The 14,587-nt window shown below is 62.3% G+C and carries 18 protein-coding genes; 5 read left to right on the forward strand and 13 right to left on the reverse strand.

Annotated elements, in window-relative coordinates; genetic code table 11:
* Window positions 1-339: 339 nt before the first annotated feature.
* The 13 genes from fliR to fliF form a co-directional block, all read right to left on the reverse strand.
* Window positions 340-1,128, reverse strand: a complete 789-nt coding sequence (gene fliR / locus C8K66_RS07840; RefSeq protein ID WP_079444656.1) for a flagellar biosynthetic protein FliR — start codon at window positions 1,126-1,128, stop codon at window positions 340-342.
* Between the two features lie 6 nt (window positions 1,129-1,134).
* Window positions 1,135-1,404, reverse strand: coding sequence for a flagellar biosynthesis protein FliQ (gene fliQ, locus C8K66_RS07845; protein WP_046382143.1), 270 nt, complete (start codon window positions 1,402-1,404; stop codon window positions 1,135-1,137).
* A 14-nt stretch (window positions 1,405-1,418) separates the two neighbouring features.
* Complete coding sequence (fliP, locus tag C8K66_RS07850) at window positions 1,419-2,111, reverse strand: flagellar type III secretion system pore protein FliP (RefSeq protein WP_046382142.1); 693 nt, start codon at window positions 2,109-2,111, stop codon at window positions 1,419-1,421.
* Entirely contained in the window at window positions 2,108-2,512 is a 405-nt protein-coding gene (fliO, locus tag C8K66_RS07855) for a flagellar biosynthetic protein FliO (protein ID WP_046382141.1), read from the reverse strand. Before fliO ends, fliP begins: the two co-directional genes overlap by 4 nt.
* Window positions 2,509-2,979 carry a flagellar motor switch protein FliN gene (gene fliN / locus C8K66_RS07860; protein ID WP_046382140.1) on the reverse strand — a complete coding sequence of 157 codons (471 nt, stop codon included), beginning with the start codon at window positions 2,977-2,979 and terminating at the stop codon, window positions 2,509-2,511. Before fliN ends, fliO begins: the two co-directional genes overlap by 4 nt.
* On the reverse strand, window positions 2,972-4,027 hold the full coding sequence (gene fliM, locus C8K66_RS07865) for a flagellar motor switch protein FliM (protein WP_046382139.1): 1,056 nt from the start codon (window positions 4,025-4,027) through the stop codon (window positions 2,972-2,974). The genes fliN and fliM overlap by 8 nt, the downstream gene beginning before the upstream one ends.
* Before the next feature lie 3 nt (window positions 4,028-4,030).
* Entirely contained in the window at window positions 4,031-4,501 is a 471-nt protein-coding gene (gene fliL, locus C8K66_RS07870; RefSeq protein ID WP_108524546.1) for a flagellar basal body-associated protein FliL, read from the reverse strand.
* A gap of 123 nt (window positions 4,502-4,624) precedes the next feature.
* Window positions 4,625-5,827: a flagellar hook-length control protein FliK gene (locus C8K66_RS07875; protein WP_108524548.1), complete on the reverse strand. Its 1,203-nt coding sequence runs from the start codon at window positions 5,825-5,827 to the stop codon at window positions 4,625-4,627.
* A gap of 8 nt (window positions 5,828-5,835) precedes the next feature.
* The gene (gene fliJ / locus C8K66_RS07880; protein WP_046382136.1) at window positions 5,836-6,306 is read right to left on the reverse strand and encodes a flagellar export protein FliJ; all 471 of its coding nucleotides are present in this window, start codon (window positions 6,304-6,306) and stop codon (window positions 5,836-5,838) included.
* A 19-nt stretch (window positions 6,307-6,325) separates the two neighbouring features.
* The gene (fliI, locus tag C8K66_RS07885) at window positions 6,326-7,693 is read right to left on the reverse strand and encodes a flagellar protein export ATPase FliI (protein WP_079444659.1); all 1,368 of its coding nucleotides are present in this window, start codon (window positions 7,691-7,693) and stop codon (window positions 6,326-6,328) included.
* On the reverse strand, window positions 7,690-8,364 hold the full coding sequence (locus C8K66_RS07890; protein ID WP_079444660.1) for a flagellar assembly protein FliH: 675 nt from the start codon (window positions 8,362-8,364) through the stop codon (window positions 7,690-7,692). Before C8K66_RS07890 ends, fliI begins: the two co-directional genes overlap by 4 nt.
* Window positions 8,357-9,355, reverse strand: coding sequence for a flagellar motor switch protein FliG (gene fliG / locus C8K66_RS07895; protein ID WP_046382133.1), 999 nt, complete (start codon window positions 9,353-9,355; stop codon window positions 8,357-8,359). The genes C8K66_RS07890 and fliG overlap by 8 nt, the downstream gene beginning before the upstream one ends.
* Window positions 9,348-11,063 carry a flagellar basal-body MS-ring/collar protein FliF gene (gene fliF, locus C8K66_RS07900; RefSeq protein WP_108524550.1) on the reverse strand — a complete coding sequence of 572 codons (1,716 nt, stop codon included), beginning with the start codon at window positions 11,061-11,063 and terminating at the stop codon, window positions 9,348-9,350. The genes fliG and fliF overlap by 8 nt, the downstream gene beginning before the upstream one ends.
* 238 nt (window positions 11,064-11,301) lie before the next feature.
* Here fliF and fliE point away from each other — a divergent pair, with 238 nt between their 5' ends.
* From fliE to flhD, 5 genes are all read left to right on the forward strand, one after another.
* The gene (gene fliE, locus C8K66_RS07905) at window positions 11,302-11,616 is read left to right on the forward strand and encodes a flagellar hook-basal body complex protein FliE (protein ID WP_046382132.1); all 315 of its coding nucleotides are present in this window, start codon (window positions 11,302-11,304) and stop codon (window positions 11,614-11,616) included.
* Between the two features lie 99 nt (window positions 11,617-11,715).
* Window positions 11,716-13,122 carry a flagellar filament capping protein FliD gene (fliD, locus tag C8K66_RS07910; RefSeq protein WP_108524552.1) on the forward strand — a complete coding sequence of 469 codons (1,407 nt, stop codon included), beginning with the start codon at window positions 11,716-11,718 and terminating at the stop codon, window positions 13,120-13,122.
* 23 nt (window positions 13,123-13,145) lie between these two features.
* Window positions 13,146-13,547 (forward strand): flagellar export chaperone FliS, encoded by a 402-nt coding sequence (gene fliS / locus C8K66_RS07915; protein ID WP_046382130.1) that lies wholly within the window; start codon window positions 13,146-13,148, stop codon window positions 13,545-13,547.
* A 2-nt stretch (window positions 13,548-13,549) separates the two neighbouring features.
* Window positions 13,550-13,921, forward strand: a complete 372-nt coding sequence (fliT, locus tag C8K66_RS07920) for a flagellar protein FliT (RefSeq protein WP_046382129.1) — start codon at window positions 13,550-13,552, stop codon at window positions 13,919-13,921.
* A gap of 330 nt (window positions 13,922-14,251) precedes the next feature.
* Window positions 14,252-14,587 carry a flagellar transcriptional regulator FlhD gene (gene flhD, locus C8K66_RS07925; RefSeq protein ID WP_046382128.1) on the forward strand — a complete coding sequence of 112 codons (336 nt, stop codon included), beginning with the start codon at window positions 14,252-14,254 and terminating at the stop codon, window positions 14,585-14,587.

Consider the following 14,587-nt stretch of genomic DNA (forward strand, 5'->3'; position numbering starts at 1 on the left):
GAAGCCCCCATGTCACTGTTCAAACACATCAAAAACTGTGGGAGGGAGCTTGCTCCCGATAGCGCTGGATCAGTCACCAGATGCATGGGCTGAAACACCACCATCGGGGGCAAGCCCCCTCCCACAGTTGGACCGTGGCAGCTGACTGGCCAAAAATAGTCCTAAACCCAGCCCACAGAAGCCCATCAACTGCGACGCCCCCATGTCACTGTTCAAACACATCAAAAACTGTGGGAGGGAGCTTGCTCCCGATAGCGCTGGATCAGTCACCAGATGCATGGGCTGAAACACCACCATCGGAAGCAAGCTCCCTCCCACAGTTGGACCAGGGTGCATGAGTCAAGCAAGGGTCATGTTGTCGACCAGGTACTGCATGAAGTGCAGGGTGTTGGTGAGCAGGCTGGCCAGAAACGGTCCCAGGTCGCCCATCACCACCATCAGCAGGATCAGGCCCACGGACAAGGTCAGCGGGAAGCCTACCGAGAACACCGTCAACTGTGGCGACACCCGGTTGAGAATGCCCATGGCCAGGCTGATGATCAGCAGCGTGGCGACCATCGGCAAAGCCAGCAACAGGCCAGTGAGAAAGATCGTGCTGCCATAGCGCGCAATCAGGTTCCAGGCGTTGGGGTCAAAACGCAGGTGGCCGATGGGCAGCGTCTTGAACGTGGTCGCCAGCAGTTCGAGCACCATGAGGTGGCCGTCCAGCGCGAGGAACATCAGGATCGTGATCATGCCCAGGTAGCGCGACAGCACCAGGCTGTTGGTGCTGGTATCGGCGGAAAAGAATGTGGCAAACGCCAGCCCCATCTGCATGCCGCAGATATCGCCGGTCATCTCCACCACCGCCAGCGTCACGCGCATCACCATGCCCAGCGACATGCCGATCAGCACCTGCTCCACCGTCACCCCAAGGCCGGCCCAGGAAAACAGCGACACCTCCGGCAGCGCCGGCAAATTGGGCGCCAGCAAGAAAGCCAGCAGCATCGCCAGGCCGACCTTCACCTGGCTCGACACGTTTTTGTGGCCGAGGATCGGGTCGCTCATCAGGTACGCCAGCACGCGGCAGAACGGCCAGAAAAAGCTGGTGAGCCACAGTTGCAGTTGCGCCGAACTGACCTCGATCAAGGCGCGTCAGCCAATCAATGTGGGCAGGCTGGTGAACAGCGCGCGGGTGTAGTCCACCAGCATTTCCATGATCAAGGGCCCGGCGATCACCAGCACCACGCACACACCGATGATCTTGGGGATAAACGAGAGGGTCGATTCGTTGATCTGCGTGGCCGCCTGGAACAGGCTCACCAGCAAGCCGACAAACAGCGTCACGAACAACACGGGCGCGGCCACGATCATGCTCATCCGCATGCCTTTGTAAGCCAGATCCATGACCATTTCCGGCGTCATCGTCTACGTCCTCATCAGGTATAAAAACTCTGCGCCAGGGAACCGAGCAGCAACTGCCAGCCGTCTACCAGCACAAACAGCATCAACTTGAACGGCAGCGAGATGGTCGACGGCGGCACCATCATCATGCCCAGCGCCATCAACACGCTCGCCACCACCAGGTCGATGATCAGGAACGGGATAAAAATGGTGAAACCGGCCTGGAACGCGGTCTTCAATTCACTGGTGACAAAGGCCGGCAGCAACACACGCATGGGCACATCCTCCGGCCCTTGCAGGTCGCCGATGCGCGCCACCCGTGCGAATAATGCGAGGTCGCCCTGGCGGGTCTGGGTCAGCATGAAGGCGCGAAACGGCTGGCTGCCCTTGTCGAGAAATTGCTCCACCGTGATCTCGTCCCGGGAGAACGGCTGCCAGGCGGTTTCGTATGCCTGGTCGAGGGTTGGCGACATGACGAAAAACGTCAGGAACAGCGCCAGCCCCAGCAGCACCTGGTTCGGCGGTGCCGAGGTGGTGCCGATGGCCGTGCGCAGCAGGCCGAGCACAATGATGATGCGGGTGAACCCGGTCATCATCAGCAGCACCGCCGGCAGGAACGCCATGGCGCTGAGCAGCAGCAGGGTCTGCAGGCTCAGCGACCATTGCTGGCCGCCGGCCTGGCCGGTGAAGGCGCTCAGGCCCTGCATCGCCGGTTCCAGGGCCGTCATGAGGCGCGCCCCTTGCGCAGGTTGTGCTTCAGCGCATGCGTCAGGCGTTCGGCAAAACTGTCGCCCGGTGCGACCGCCGCCGGCTCAGGCTCGGCTGCCGGCGCGTCCATTTGCGCCAGGGCGGTGACTTGCTGGGCCGTCACCCCCAGCACCAGCCATTGGCCGCGCACCTCCACAATCACCACCTTTTCACGCTGGCCCAGCCCGGTGCTGCTGACCACCCGCAGCATCTTCCCCGGTGCCAACGGCCGTGAACCCATGCGCCGCGCGAGCCAGCCGCACACCAGCACGCAGGCGAGCACCACCACCAGCGCCAGGCCGGTCTTGCCCAGCAATGCCAGGTTCATCACGTTGTCCGAGGGCACGCCAAGGGGCGCGGGTGTTGCGCTGACCAGGCTCATCGGTTGAGCTTTTGCACGCGTTCGGACGGAGTAATGATTTCCGTGATCCGAATGCCGTATTTGTCATCCACCACCACCACTTCGCCCTGGGCGATCAGGTAGCTGTTGATCAGGATGTCCATCGGTTCCCCCGCCAGGCCGTCCAGCGCCAGCACCGAGCCCTGGGCCAGTTCCAGCAATTGCTTGATGGTGATTCGGGTGCGGCCCAGTTCCACGCTGAGCTTGACCGGAATATCCATGATCATTTCCAGCTCACGCGCAGCCGCCGCAGGTGCTGGCACCGGCAACGGCTTGAACAGGCTCGAGCCTACGCTTGGCGCCGGGCCGGCAACCGCCGCGTCGGCTTGCTCCTGTTCGGCCAAGGCCGCCGCCCACGGGTCGTCGTCACCGGCTTCGGCGGCCTGTTCGGCCAGGGCGTCAGCCCATTCATCGGGCTCTTGGGGCTCGAGGGTGTTTGAATCAGTCATGATCGGATTCCTTGGCAGTGGACACGTGGCCCTTCACGAATCGGCTGGTAGAAGAGGAGGAAAGACTCAGCGAGTGATCGACCAGGTCCTTCACAAGTAACGCGCGCACGCCGTTCTGGCTGCCGTATTCGCAGGTCATGACCGGCACGCCGTCGACCCGCGCACTGACGATCTCGGGCAGGTCGATAGGCAGCACATCGCCGACCTTGAGCGCCATGACCTGGCCCATCCGCGCATCCAGCTCGACAAAGTCGGCGATCAGCTCAATCTCGGAATGGGTGATCTCGCCGGCCATGCGCTTGTTCCAGTGACGCTCTTCCTCGGGATTGGTATCCGTCAGCGGGCCGTTGAGCAGTTGGCGCATCGGCTCGATCATCAGGTACGGGATCACGATGTTGAAATCGCTGGACAGGTTGCCGACCTCCAGGTGGAAGGTGGCATTCACCACGATTTCATTCGGTGAACTGGTGATGTTGGCGAACTTGGCCTGCATCTCGGAACGCAGGTATTCGATTTCCAGGGGGTAGACCGACTTCCAGGCGTCCTTGTAGGCATCCACCGACAACCCCAGCAAACGCCGGATGATGCGCTGTTCGGTGTGGGTGAACTCGCGACCTTCGGACTTGGTCACGAAACGCCCGTCGCCGCCGAACAGGTTGTCCACCACCATGAACACCACGCTGGGCGGGAACACCACCAGGGCCGTGCCGCGCAGCGGTTTCATGGCCAACAGATTGATGTTGGTGGGCATCGGCATGTGCATCGAGAATTCGCTGTAGCTCTGGTAACGCACGCTTTTGACGGTGATATCGATGCTGCGCCGGATCAGGTTGAACAGGCTCATGCGAAAGTAACGGGCGAAGCGTTCGTTGATGATGTCCAGGGCGTGCAAACGCTCATGGATCACCCGGTGCTGGGTCGCCGGGTCGTAAGGGCGCACCCGCGCGGCGTCCAGGGTGTCGGCGTCATCCGCCGCAGCGTCGCCGTCGTCGCCCCCGCGAAGCAACATGTCGATCTCGTCCTGGGAGAGCAAATCGTCAATGGCCATGGGTTATTGCACGATAAAGTCGGTGTACAGCACGCGCAGCACCGCAGGTGCGGGTTGCTGCGGCGCCAGGGGCTGCTTGAGGGTTTCCAGGACCTTGCCGGCAAGCGCCGCCTTGCCCTGGGGCGTGATCACCTGCGTGGTGTTCTGCCCGCTCAACAGGGTCAACAACTGGCTGCGTATTTGCGGCATGTATTGCTGCAGCAGGGCCTGGGTCGCGTCATCCGCCACTTCCAGGGCAAACCCCACGTACAGCAGGCTTTGCTCATCGCGCTCGTTCACCAGGTTGACCGTCATCGGGGCGATGGTGACCAACCGCGGCGCCTGGGGCTTTTGCGCCACGGGCTCGACCGTCACTGCCTCAGCCGCCATGCCATGTTGACTGAAATAGATGTAGGTGCCGCCGGAACTGGCGGCGACGACGACCAGCGCCAGCAGCAGAATCAAGAGCCAGGGGGTTTTGCGGGTGGTGGTCATTGGCTGGAACCATGGAATGAAGGAAAACGGTTAGGCAGGGCTCAAGTATGACCATCGCCCTGCTCCGCCCATGGCGCGATAAGACCAGGGTAACGGCGGTATCTCGCTGTTTTGATTTGAGAATCAGACGTACAGGTCCACGCCCGAACTGCGCAGCACCACCTGCTGGACGTGCGTCGGGAGTGCTTCGTCGCGGCTGACCGCTGCGCTGGACGGCTGGGCCTGCGGATCACGCGGTGTCTGGCCGCCCGCGGCCTGGCGTGAAGACTGGTCGCTGACCGAGGCTTGCCCCAACGCGATGCCTTGGGTGGCCAGCGCCTCGCGCAACTGCGGCAACGCCTGCTCCACCGCCGCCCGCACCGACGCATGGGCGGCCTGGAACTGCGCCTGGGTGGTGCCGTCATTCAGGTTGAGGCTGATGGACAACGGGCCGAGTTCGGCCGGGTGCAGGCGCAAGTCCACTTGCTGCTCGCCACGCGTGACCATGTCGACCATCTGCTGGCCCAGGTCAGTCTGCCAATCGGCGCTGCCGATGGCGGCCGTGAGCACTAGGCCATTGCTCGCAACCGTGTCGGCGACGGCCAGATTCGTCGGGCTGAAGGATGCCGCTGAAAGGCTGAAGACACTCTGCGGATCGGGCTGGCTCTGCGCCTGGTTGTCGTGCGTTTGCGCGCGCACGCTGGGCACGCTGTCGGCGACGCTGGCGACCAGCGTCGGCATGGCGTCGGGCAGGTCGATCGGTTGCGGCGTATCTGCCTCGTCATCCGCCGCAGGCAGGCTGGTCGCCTGGGCCGGCGCACGACTGCTGATCAGCGGGGCGGGCTCGGCTGACTCAGCGCTGACCACCACAGGCAGCGGCACGCTGACAGGCGTCGGCGGTGCCACGATCATTGCGGCGGTATCCAGCTGGCCGGCGCTTTCGATCAGGGCCATGCGCTGGCGAATGTCGTCCAGCGAGCTGTCGCCCTTGGTCGTCGGCTCAGGTTCTTCAACCGCTGTCACGGGTTGATCGGGCCAGGCATTCGGCACCTCGTCCACCGCTACGGGCTCTGGCTCAGCCAGCGGCACTGGCGCTGCGACCACCGGCGTGGGCAGTGCAGCCGCAGCCGGTTCCGGCATGACCGGGGCGGTGTCCGCAGCCGCCAATGCCGGTGCCAATGTCGGGGCCGGTGCCAACTGAACCACCGGCAGCGGGTCAGCCACTGGCGCATCGACCTGGCTTAATACCGCGGCAAACGACTCACTCGGCGCAACCGTCGCCTCAGCGGGAAGACTGGCCGGCGCAGGCGCTGCGGTCGATGGCGCTAACGACGCGAGAATGTCCATGGTGTCCCTTAGAGGCTGCTATCGATGGAAGTTGGAAACGCTGCCGCCCGGCGCCGCAATTGGCTGGCCAGTTCGTCCATCTGGCGTTGCTCGACACGCCCGGCGCGCACCTGCGCCTGTTGGGCGCGGCGGCTCAACAACGCTTCAATCGCGTTGACCTTGCGCCACTGCGCCATCCAGGTGATCTGGTGGTGCGCCACCTGTTTGCGGTGGCGCTCCAGGCTTTTTTGCGCACGCTCCACGGCCTCTTCCAGCGACTGCAAAAAGCCCCGGTAGTTGGTCAGCGCCGAAGGGCTCATGCCGTCCTTGGCCAGTTCCAATTGCAGGTTCTGGCGGTACTCCTGCTGGTACTGGTCCAGGGTGCGCAACTGGTTGATCACCAGTTGCTCGGCAGTGCGGCTTTGCGCCAGGGCGCGGGCCGCGATGTCGCGTGCCTTGGCGGTCAGTTCGATCAGCAGGTGCAGCGATTGGTCAGCCATCGATGGTTACTCGAAAAGGTCAGTTGCCGGGGAACAACAGGGTCAGGCCGTGCAGGGTCTCGTCAACGCTGGCACGGTCGTCGATGCGCTGCTGCAGGAACCGTTCGATATGCGGGTACAAACCCACCGCGCGGTCGAGTTGCGCGTCGTGGCCCTGGGTGTAGGCGCCCACGCTGATCAGGTCGCGATTGCGCTGGTAGCGCGACAGCGCCTGCTTGAGCTGATTCGCCTTGCGCTGCTGGGCGTCGCTGGCAATGGCCGTCATCGCCCGGCTGATCGACGCTTCGATATCGATGGCCGGGTAGTGCCCGCTTTCGGCCAGGTGCCGGGACAGCACAATGTGCCCGTCGAGGATCGCCCGCGCCGAGTCGGCAATCGGGTCCTGCTGGTCGTCGCCTTCGCTGAGCACCGTGTAAAACGCAGTGATCGAGCCGCCGCCGGGCGGCCCGTTGCCGGTGCGTTCCACCAGCTTGGGCAGCTTGGCGAACACCGACGGCGGGTAGCCCTTGGTGGCCGGCGGCTCGCCCACGGCCAGGGCGATTTCGCGCTGGGCCATGGCGTAGCGGGTCAGCGAATCCATGATCAGCAGCACGTCTTTGCCCTGGTCGCGAAAGTCCTCGGCCACCCGCGTGGCGTACAACGCGCCCTGCAAGCGTTGCAGCGGCGAGGTATCGGCCGGCGCGGCGACCACCACGGAGCGACGCAGGCCGTCTTCGCCGAGAATGTTGTCGATAAAGTCCTGTACCTCGCGGCCCCGCTCGCCGATCAGCCCGACCACGATCACATCGGCCTGGGTGTAGCGAGCCATCATGCCCAGCAGCACCGACTTGCCCACGCCGGAACCGGCAAACAGGCCCAGGCGCTGGCCACGCCCGACACACAACAAGGCATTGATGGCGCGGATGCCCACGTCGATCTGACGGTCGATCGGCGCACGCTTGAGCGGGTTGAGCGGTTGGGTGTGCAGACTAGCGTGGTGGGCGCCCAGCAGCGGGCCGCGACCATCCAGGGGCTGGCCGCCGCTGTCGAGCACGCGGCCGAGCAAGGCCATGCCGAGGGGAAAACTGCGATTGCCGCCGACGCCGGTCTGGCCGTCCTGCGCGGCAAACACCCGCGCCCCTGGTTGCAGGCCGTGGATTTCCGCCAGGGGCATCAGGTACAACGTGTCCCCGGCAAAGCCGACCACTTCGGCCTCGGCGTATACGCCTTCATGGGACGTCAGCTCAATACGGCAGGCGCCTCCCAGCGGCAGACGCAGGCCCACCGCTTCCAGCACCATGCCGGTGGCGCGGGTGATGCGCCCGCTGCGCAGGTGCGGCGCGACCTGCAAGGGCTTGCCCTGCACCGACGCCAGGACCTGGCTCCAGCGCTCGAGGTGCGCGTTCATGGCTGTTCATCCAGGGTGCGCTCGACGCTGCGATTGAGCAGGCCCAACCGCGAAGGCCGCGTGGCATCCAGCTCTCCGCCGGCACTGACCACACGGCACCCGCCGGGCAACATCGCCGAGTCCGCATGCAAGGCCCAGCCTGCCGCTTCGATCTGCTCGCCGAGGCTGTGTTGGACGCGTTGCAGATCCTCCGGGTGGAGCCACAGCTTGGGTTTGCCGGTGAGTTCAAGGTCACTGTCGAGCAGGCTTTTGACCAATACCAGCACCTGCTCCGGCTGGGCGGCCAGTGCATCACCGGCCAATTGTCGGGCGGCCTCCAGCGCAATGCCCACCAACTGGCGGGCAATGTGCGTATCCATCGCCTTGAGGGCCTCGTCGAAGTTACGACACAGTTCCAGCAGCGGTTGCAACGTCTGCCGCACCTGCTGGTGCAACTCCACGGCGGCGGCCTGGCGCCCTTCGCTCAAACCTTGTGCATAGCCCTGCTCCACGCCTTGGGCATGGCCGACCTGCTGGGCTTCGGCGAGGGTCTTTTCCCGCAGCACCTGCATCTCCAGCTTGCGCTGGAAGGCTTGCTTGCGCACGCGCTCGCGGTGGCTGCTCTGCGGATCATCGCCGAGCGAGGCAGGGCTGCCCAACGGGTCCATCTGCCAGGGCTGCCAATCAGACATAAGTGTCATTACCGCGCGCGGTCACGATTTCACCGCTGTCGGACAAGCGCCGCACCACCGCAAGGATGGCCTTCTGTTCGGTTTCGATCTGCGACATACGGATAGGGCCGCGCGCTTCCATGTCTTCGCGGAACAACTGCCCGGCACGCTGGGACATGTTGTGCAGGAAGCGTTCGAGCAACGCCGGCGGCGAGCCCTTGAGCGCGATCGCCAGGGAGTTGTGCTCCACCTGTTGCAGCAGGGTCTGGATGCCGCGGTCGTCGACGTCGATCAGGTTTTCGAACAGGAACATCTCGTCGAGGATCTTCTGCGCCAGGTCTTCGCTGTGCTCGCGCACCGTGCCAATGGCCAGTTCCTCGTGGGTGGAACTCATCAGGTTGAGGATCTCCGCCGCCGTCCTCACGCCGCCCATTTTGCTGCGCTTGAGGCTTTGACCGTCGAGCATCACGCCGAGCACTTCGGTCAGTTCCTGCAGCGCCACCGGCTGCACGCCGCTGAAGGTGGCGATACGCAGGATGATGTCGTTGCGCAGGCGGTCGGGCAGCAATTGCAGGATGTCGGAGGCCTGGTGACGCTCCAGGTGGACCAGGATGGTCGCGATGATCTGCGGGTGTTCGTCGCGGATCATTTCGGCCACCATCGAGGCCTCCATCAGGTTTAGCTTGTCGATGCCGGAGCCGGTGTTGGTGCTTTCGAGGATGTCGTCGATCAGGCTGGCGGCACGCTCGCTGCCCAGGGCCTTGGTCAGCACGGCGCGGATATGGTCGCTGGTCTGGATATTGATGGCCGCGTATTGGTCGGTCTCGTCCATGAACTCTTCGAGTACCTGACGCATTTCTTCATGGGAGACCTGGCTCAGGCGCGCCATTTCCATGCTGATGGCTTCCACATCGCCACTGGGCAGGAACTTGAACACTTCCGCCGCGCTGTCGGCATCCAGGGACAGCAGCAAAATCGCACTGCGGCGCGAGCCGTTCATTTTGCTAGTCATTTTTCTTCATCCATCCGCGCACGATCATGGCGACCAGCCGCGGGTCTTCGGCGGCAATCTGTTGCAGGCTCTGCATGTTCTGCTCGTACACCGCCGACTTGCGCGGCAGGGTGTGCGGCGTGTTGTCCTGGCCGGCGACCACCACGCTGGTACCGGTGCTGGTCGGCATCAGCGCGGTGCCCGGCTCGGCACTGGCCGCGAGCATCTGGGCGTTTCGGCTGGCGTTGCGCCGTTGCATCGGTCGCAGCACCAGCCACCACAGCAGCAGCGCGGCAAAGGCCACCAGCAGGTAACGCAAACCACTGATCAGCAGGTTGTAGGCCTCGGGGGTTTTCCACCATGGCGGCTCGGCGACCGAGGTGTCTTCGGTCACGAACGGGCTGTTGATCACTTGCAACGCATCGCCACGACTTTCGGTAAAGCCCATGGCCTGGCGCACCAGGTTATTGATGTTCTCCAGCTCTTCCTTGCTCAGCGGCTCCGCGGTCGGCGCGCCGTCCTTGAGCACCGTGCGGTAGTTGACGACCACGGCGGTGGTCAGGCGCTGGATCGTGCCCAGGCTCGATTTGACGTGCTCGACGTTACGGTCGACCTCGTAGTTGATCATCCGCTCGCTTTGAGTGGCATTCGCCGGCTTGCTGGCCTTGGCATCGGCGGCGGTTGCCGTGCCGCCCGCCGGCGTCGGTGCGGTGGCTTTGGTCGGCGCCGGGGTATTGGGCGGCGAGTTGGTCAGCGCGCCAGGCACGCCGCGACCGGCATCATCGCCTTCCACCACATGTTCGGAGGTTTGCTTGCTGCGCACCGCCGCTTCATGGCTGTCCTGGTTGGGCGCATAGCGTTCGGCGGTGCTTTCGCGGGTGGAGAAATCCACTTGGGCAACGACCTGGGCATGCACGTTCTGGCTGCCGAGCAGCGGCGTGAGGATGTCTTCGATACGCCGCTGGTAGGAGCGCTCGATCTCATGCACATAGTCCAGTTGCGTGCCGTCGGGGCCGGTTGTATCGCCGTGGACCTGGGACAGCAGGCGCCCGTTCTGGTCGACCACGGTTACCGCATCGACACTCAGTTCCGGCACGCTGGAGGTGACCAGATGCACAATCGCGCTGGCCTGGCTTTGCCCCAATTCACGGCCGGGTTGCAGGGTCAGAACCACCGAGGCGCGCGCGGCCTCGCGGTCGCGAACGAATACCGATTGCTTGGCCATCACCAGATGCACCCGCGCCTTGGCCACCGGCCCCAGGGATTCGATGGTGCGCGCCAGCTCGCCTTCAAGGCCGCGCTGGTAGTTGAGGTGTTCGGCGAACTGGCTGACGCCAAAGGCCTGCTTGTCGAGCAACTCGAAGCCGATGCTGCCGCCCTTGGGCAAACCTTGCTCGGCCAGCTGCAGGCGCAGGGCGTTCATCTTGTCGCCGGGCACCAGGATGGTGTTGCCGCCTTCGCTCAGGCGATAGGGAATCGCACGCTTGTCCAGCTCACTGATGATTTGTCCGCCGTCCGCTTCGCCGAGCCCGGAAAACAACACGCGATATTCCGGCTCGCGCGCCCACAGCAGCAACGCCACCACGACGGCAACCGCGGCGGCTGCCGCCAGCAGCAGAGGCACCAGGGGCTGGTTGCGAAACAGCGTGGTCAACGCCTCCAACGGCTGGGTTGGAACACGGGTCGCCAGGTTCTTTTGCGCGCCTTTGGCCAGGACTGCGGTACTCACGAACACCTCGATGGCGAGGGTAGGGCCTGTACGAAAGACATTGCAGAGTCCGGTAACAGTATTATTAGTCGATCAGCCTCCCCTCGCAGAGAGGAACAGCTGGCAGGGCTTCATTCTGGCGAAAATGCCAAAAGCTAAACGCCGGAAAAGCCACCGCTTTTGTGCTCAATTGGGCGAATGTGCAGGCAGGCAGCCTTGGTAATCTGCTGGCCTGATCGCTTCCAATGGAACCTGCAGCATGAATTCGTCCGCACTGACCAACGCCCTGCAACAACTGTCGCTGCTGGCCGAACAGGCCGAAGGCAGCGGCACGCAACGTTTCGCCCCGGCCACGGGGTTTGCCGGCGAGTTGCAGTCGTCCTTGCAGCGCATCAACCAGTTGCAACAGACCGCCACCCGCCAGTCCAACGCCTTCCAGGCCGGCAGTGAGGCGGTGTCGCTGAGCGATGTGATGGCCGATTCGCAAAAGGCCAGCGTGGCCTTCCAGATGGGCGTGCAGGTACGCAACCGTCTGCTCAGCGCCTACAAAGACGTGATGGCCATGCAGGTGTAAAAAACTCCGAGGCACGCCTAAAGACGGGTCAGCCGTTTGCCGATGTTGGGTTCAACCGCACCCCATCGAGTGTGAACACAAACCAGGACAGGCATTCACATGGCAACCACGACTTCCACCACCTCGACTGCATCCATCACCTCCCTCGGGGTCGGCTCCGGGCTCGACCTGGACAGCATCCTGACCAGCCTGGAGGAATCCAAGGAAACCAGTCTGCTGACGCCCATCACCAACCAGGAAACCTCGGTCAATGCGGAAATATCCGCCTACGGCACCCTGACCAGCGCCCTGACCAAACTGCAAACGGCGGCAGAAGCACTGGCCGACTCGAGCTTGTATGAATCGTTGACCACCAGCCTGTCCGGCACCGGTGTCACCGCCGCCACCACCAGCAAAGCCGAAGCCGGCACCTATAAACTGGAAGTCACCCAACTGGCCCAGGCCCAAAGCCTGAGCACCAACGGTGTCGCGAGCAAGACCACCGCCCTGGGCACCGGCACCCTGACCCTGCAAGTGGGCACGGCGGACGCGGTGTCGATTACCCTGGACAGCAGCAACAACACCCTTGAAGGCATTCGTACCGCCATCAATGCCTCGGGGGCCGGCGTGACCGCCTCGATCGTCAACGATGGCAGCGACACGCCGTACCGCCTGGTGCTGACTTCCGACAGCACCGGCACCGAATCGGCAATGACCGTGACCTACACCAGCACCGACAGCACCGACGAGGCCTCCAGCCTGTTCGGCTACGACGGCAGCAGCGGCAACATGACCCAGACCGTGAAAGCGCTGGACGCCGAGCTGACCCTCAACGGCATCTCGATCACCAGCCAAAGCAACACCGTGGAAGACGCAGTGCAGGGCGTCACGCTGAACCTGTCCGCCACCGGCAGCTCGCAAACCCTGACGATTTCCCAGGACACCGACACGATCTACGACGCCATCTCCGCGTTCGTCACCGCCTACAACAGCTACGTTTCCAGCGTGGATACCCTCACTGCCTACAATGCCGATTCCGACACCGCAGGCGAGTTGCTGGGCGACTCGACCACCCGCCGCATCAGCACAGAATTGAGCAGCGACCTGTACACCGCCATTGGCAGCGGCACCTTCAGCTATCTGTCGCAATTGGGTATTTCCCTGGAGGTCGATGGCACTCTGCTGGTTGACGAAGACACCCTGATCAGCGCCATCACCGACAACATCGACGCCGTGTCGGAGTTCTTTATCGGTACCGACGGCACCTCCGGCTTCATTGGCCAAATGACGGACGACCTCGACAACTACCTGGACGAAGACAGCGGCCTGATCGTCGCCAGGACCGACAGCCTGGAATCCAAACTGGTGCAACTTGAAGAGCGCTATGTCGAAAAGCAGGCGCTGATCGACTCCGAGATGGCGCGCTGGACCGACGAGTTCACCCAGCTCGACACCTTGATCTCGTCGCTCAACTCCACGTCCGATTACCTGACGACCCAGTTCGATGCACTTAACAGCAGCGATTGACGACCACACCTGGAGCAAATCAGATGAGTTCCCTTCGAGACGCGAATGCCTACGCCAAGGTTGGCGTAGAAAGCGGCATTTTGGCGGCCTCCCCTCACCAAAGAATCGTGATGCTCTTCGACAGTTACCAGGCTTCGATCCGTATCGCACGCCTGCATATGCAGGCCGGCCATACCGCCGAAAAAGGCAAGGCCATCACCAAGGCAATCAATATCGTCAGCCAGGGTTTACGCGCTTCGCTGGACCTTGAACAAGGAGGTGACATCGCCGTGCAACTGGACCAACTCTACGACTACGTGGTTCGTGTGCTGCTTCGCGCAAACCTGAACAATGATGAGACCGCACTGACCACGGCCGCGACGTTACTGGAAAACGTCGCCGCCGCCTGGCTGGCCATCGGTTCGCATATCGAGGAAGAGCGGTAGACATGATGCAAGCACAACTGATCGCCGCTTATGAACAACTGCTCGAACAATCCCAACGCCTGCTCGAATACGCCAAAAAAGCCGATTGGGACGGCATCTTCGCGTTGAAGTCCCAGGGGCTGATCGACGCCGCTTACTTACGCCGCGCGCAGGACCAAGTTGATCTTGATGCAAGCGGTCAGCAATACAAGCTTGAACTACTCAGCCAGATCCTGGCGCTGGAAGAACAAGTAAATTGGTTTTTGCATGCGCGACAAAATGATTTGGGCGAGTTGATGCAGATCAACCGCAAAAAGAGCAATTTAAACACGGCCTACCGAGCCTCATCCAACCAAGTGATACCAATAAGCCATTATTTGTATCGAAAAAAATAACAAATACTTACACGCTGTATCTACGCGAGACACATAATTATGAAACTATCGACTATGTACAGTAAAGTACTGAAAACAGACAAGAAATAACATTCCTCAGTCTGTTATCGTACAAATTACTTGATACTTTAGAAAAAATTAAAAAATTCGGTATTCACGGCCTTTGAGCAGATGGCCGGGAGCATGGATAACCGAGTAACGCTACAACCAGGCACTCGCTGTACAACTATAAAAGCCTGACTTTAGTACTTGTCGATTTGCAGCACTGTCTGCCAGAGGTCGCACCACTAGGTGTGCCGAACTGTAGTACCCAACGGGAGGGGTAGAAAGTTGCCAAATACCAACACTGAGCTTGAAGACATCCAGGACCTGAATCTTTCGTATTTATTACTGGCCCAAAACCTATTGCGCAAAGACCGTGAGATCGCGATTTTTCGCCTGAAACTCAGCGAGCAAATGGCTGACCTGTTGACCAAACTCAGCAGCAAGCAAATGACCCAACTGGCGCGAGTCAACCAGTTGATTTGTCGTCCGGTGTTCGAAGAGACCGATCGGCTATCCCGGGTGCTGGGTAACGCGCGCGAACTGGGCATGGTGGAAATTCATTCCGCACTGCTGATGGCCGCCGCCGACCGCACGGGCGATTTGCGCATCGGGGAAGGCTGA

Source organism: Pseudomonas sp. GV105 (assembly GCF_003058185.1).
In the GTDB taxonomy this organism is placed as follows: Bacteria; Pseudomonadota; Gammaproteobacteria; order Pseudomonadales; family Pseudomonadaceae; genus Aquipseudomonas; species Aquipseudomonas veronii.

Bases quoted from the DNA above. Each gene is read 5' to 3' on its own strand.
- fliQ (WP_046382143.1), bottom strand. From the start codon at position 1,404: ATGACGCCGGAAATGGTCATGGATCTGGCTTACAAAGGCATGCGGATG.
- C8K66_RS07875 (WP_108524548.1), bottom strand. From the start codon at position 5,827: ATGGACATTCTCGCGTCGTTAGCGCCATCGACCGCAGCGCCTGCGCCG.
- fliP (WP_046382142.1), bottom strand. From the start codon at position 2,111: ATGACGGCCCTGGAACCGGCGATGCAGGGCCTGAGCGCCTTCACCGGC.
- fliE (WP_046382132.1), top strand. From the start codon at position 11,302: ATGAATTCGTCCGCACTGACCAACGCCCTGCAACAACTGTCGCTGCTG.
- fliO (WP_046382141.1), bottom strand. From the start codon at position 2,512: ATGAGCCTGGTCAGCGCAACACCCGCGCCCCTTGGCGTGCCCTCGGAC.
- fliM (WP_046382139.1), bottom strand. From the start codon at position 4,027: ATGGCCATTGACGATTTGCTCTCCCAGGACGAGATCGACATGTTGCTT.
- fliL (WP_108524546.1), bottom strand. From the start codon at position 4,501: ATGACCACCACCCGCAAAACCCCCTGGCTCTTGATTCTGCTGCTGGCG.
- fliJ (WP_046382136.1), bottom strand. From the start codon at position 6,306: ATGGCTGACCAATCGCTGCACCTGCTGATCGAACTGACCGCCAAGGCA.
- fliN (WP_046382140.1), bottom strand. From the start codon at position 2,979: ATGACTGATTCAAACACCCTCGAGCCCCAAGAGCCCGATGAATGGGCT.
- fliT (WP_046382129.1), top strand. From the start codon at position 13,550: ATGATGCAAGCACAACTGATCGCCGCTTATGAACAACTGCTCGAACAA.
- fliS (WP_046382130.1), top strand. From the start codon at position 13,146: ATGAGTTCCCTTCGAGACGCGAATGCCTACGCCAAGGTTGGCGTAGAA.
- fliD (WP_108524552.1), top strand. From the start codon at position 11,716: ATGGCAACCACGACTTCCACCACCTCGACTGCATCCATCACCTCCCTC.
- C8K66_RS07890 (WP_079444660.1), bottom strand. From the start codon at position 8,364: ATGTCTGATTGGCAGCCCTGGCAGATGGACCCGTTGGGCAGCCCTGCC.
- fliG (WP_046382133.1), bottom strand. From the start codon at position 9,355: ATGACTAGCAAAATGAACGGCTCGCGCCGCAGTGCGATTTTGCTGCTG.
- fliI (WP_079444659.1), bottom strand. From the start codon at position 7,693: ATGAACGCGCACCTCGAGCGCTGGAGCCAGGTCCTGGCGTCGGTGCAG.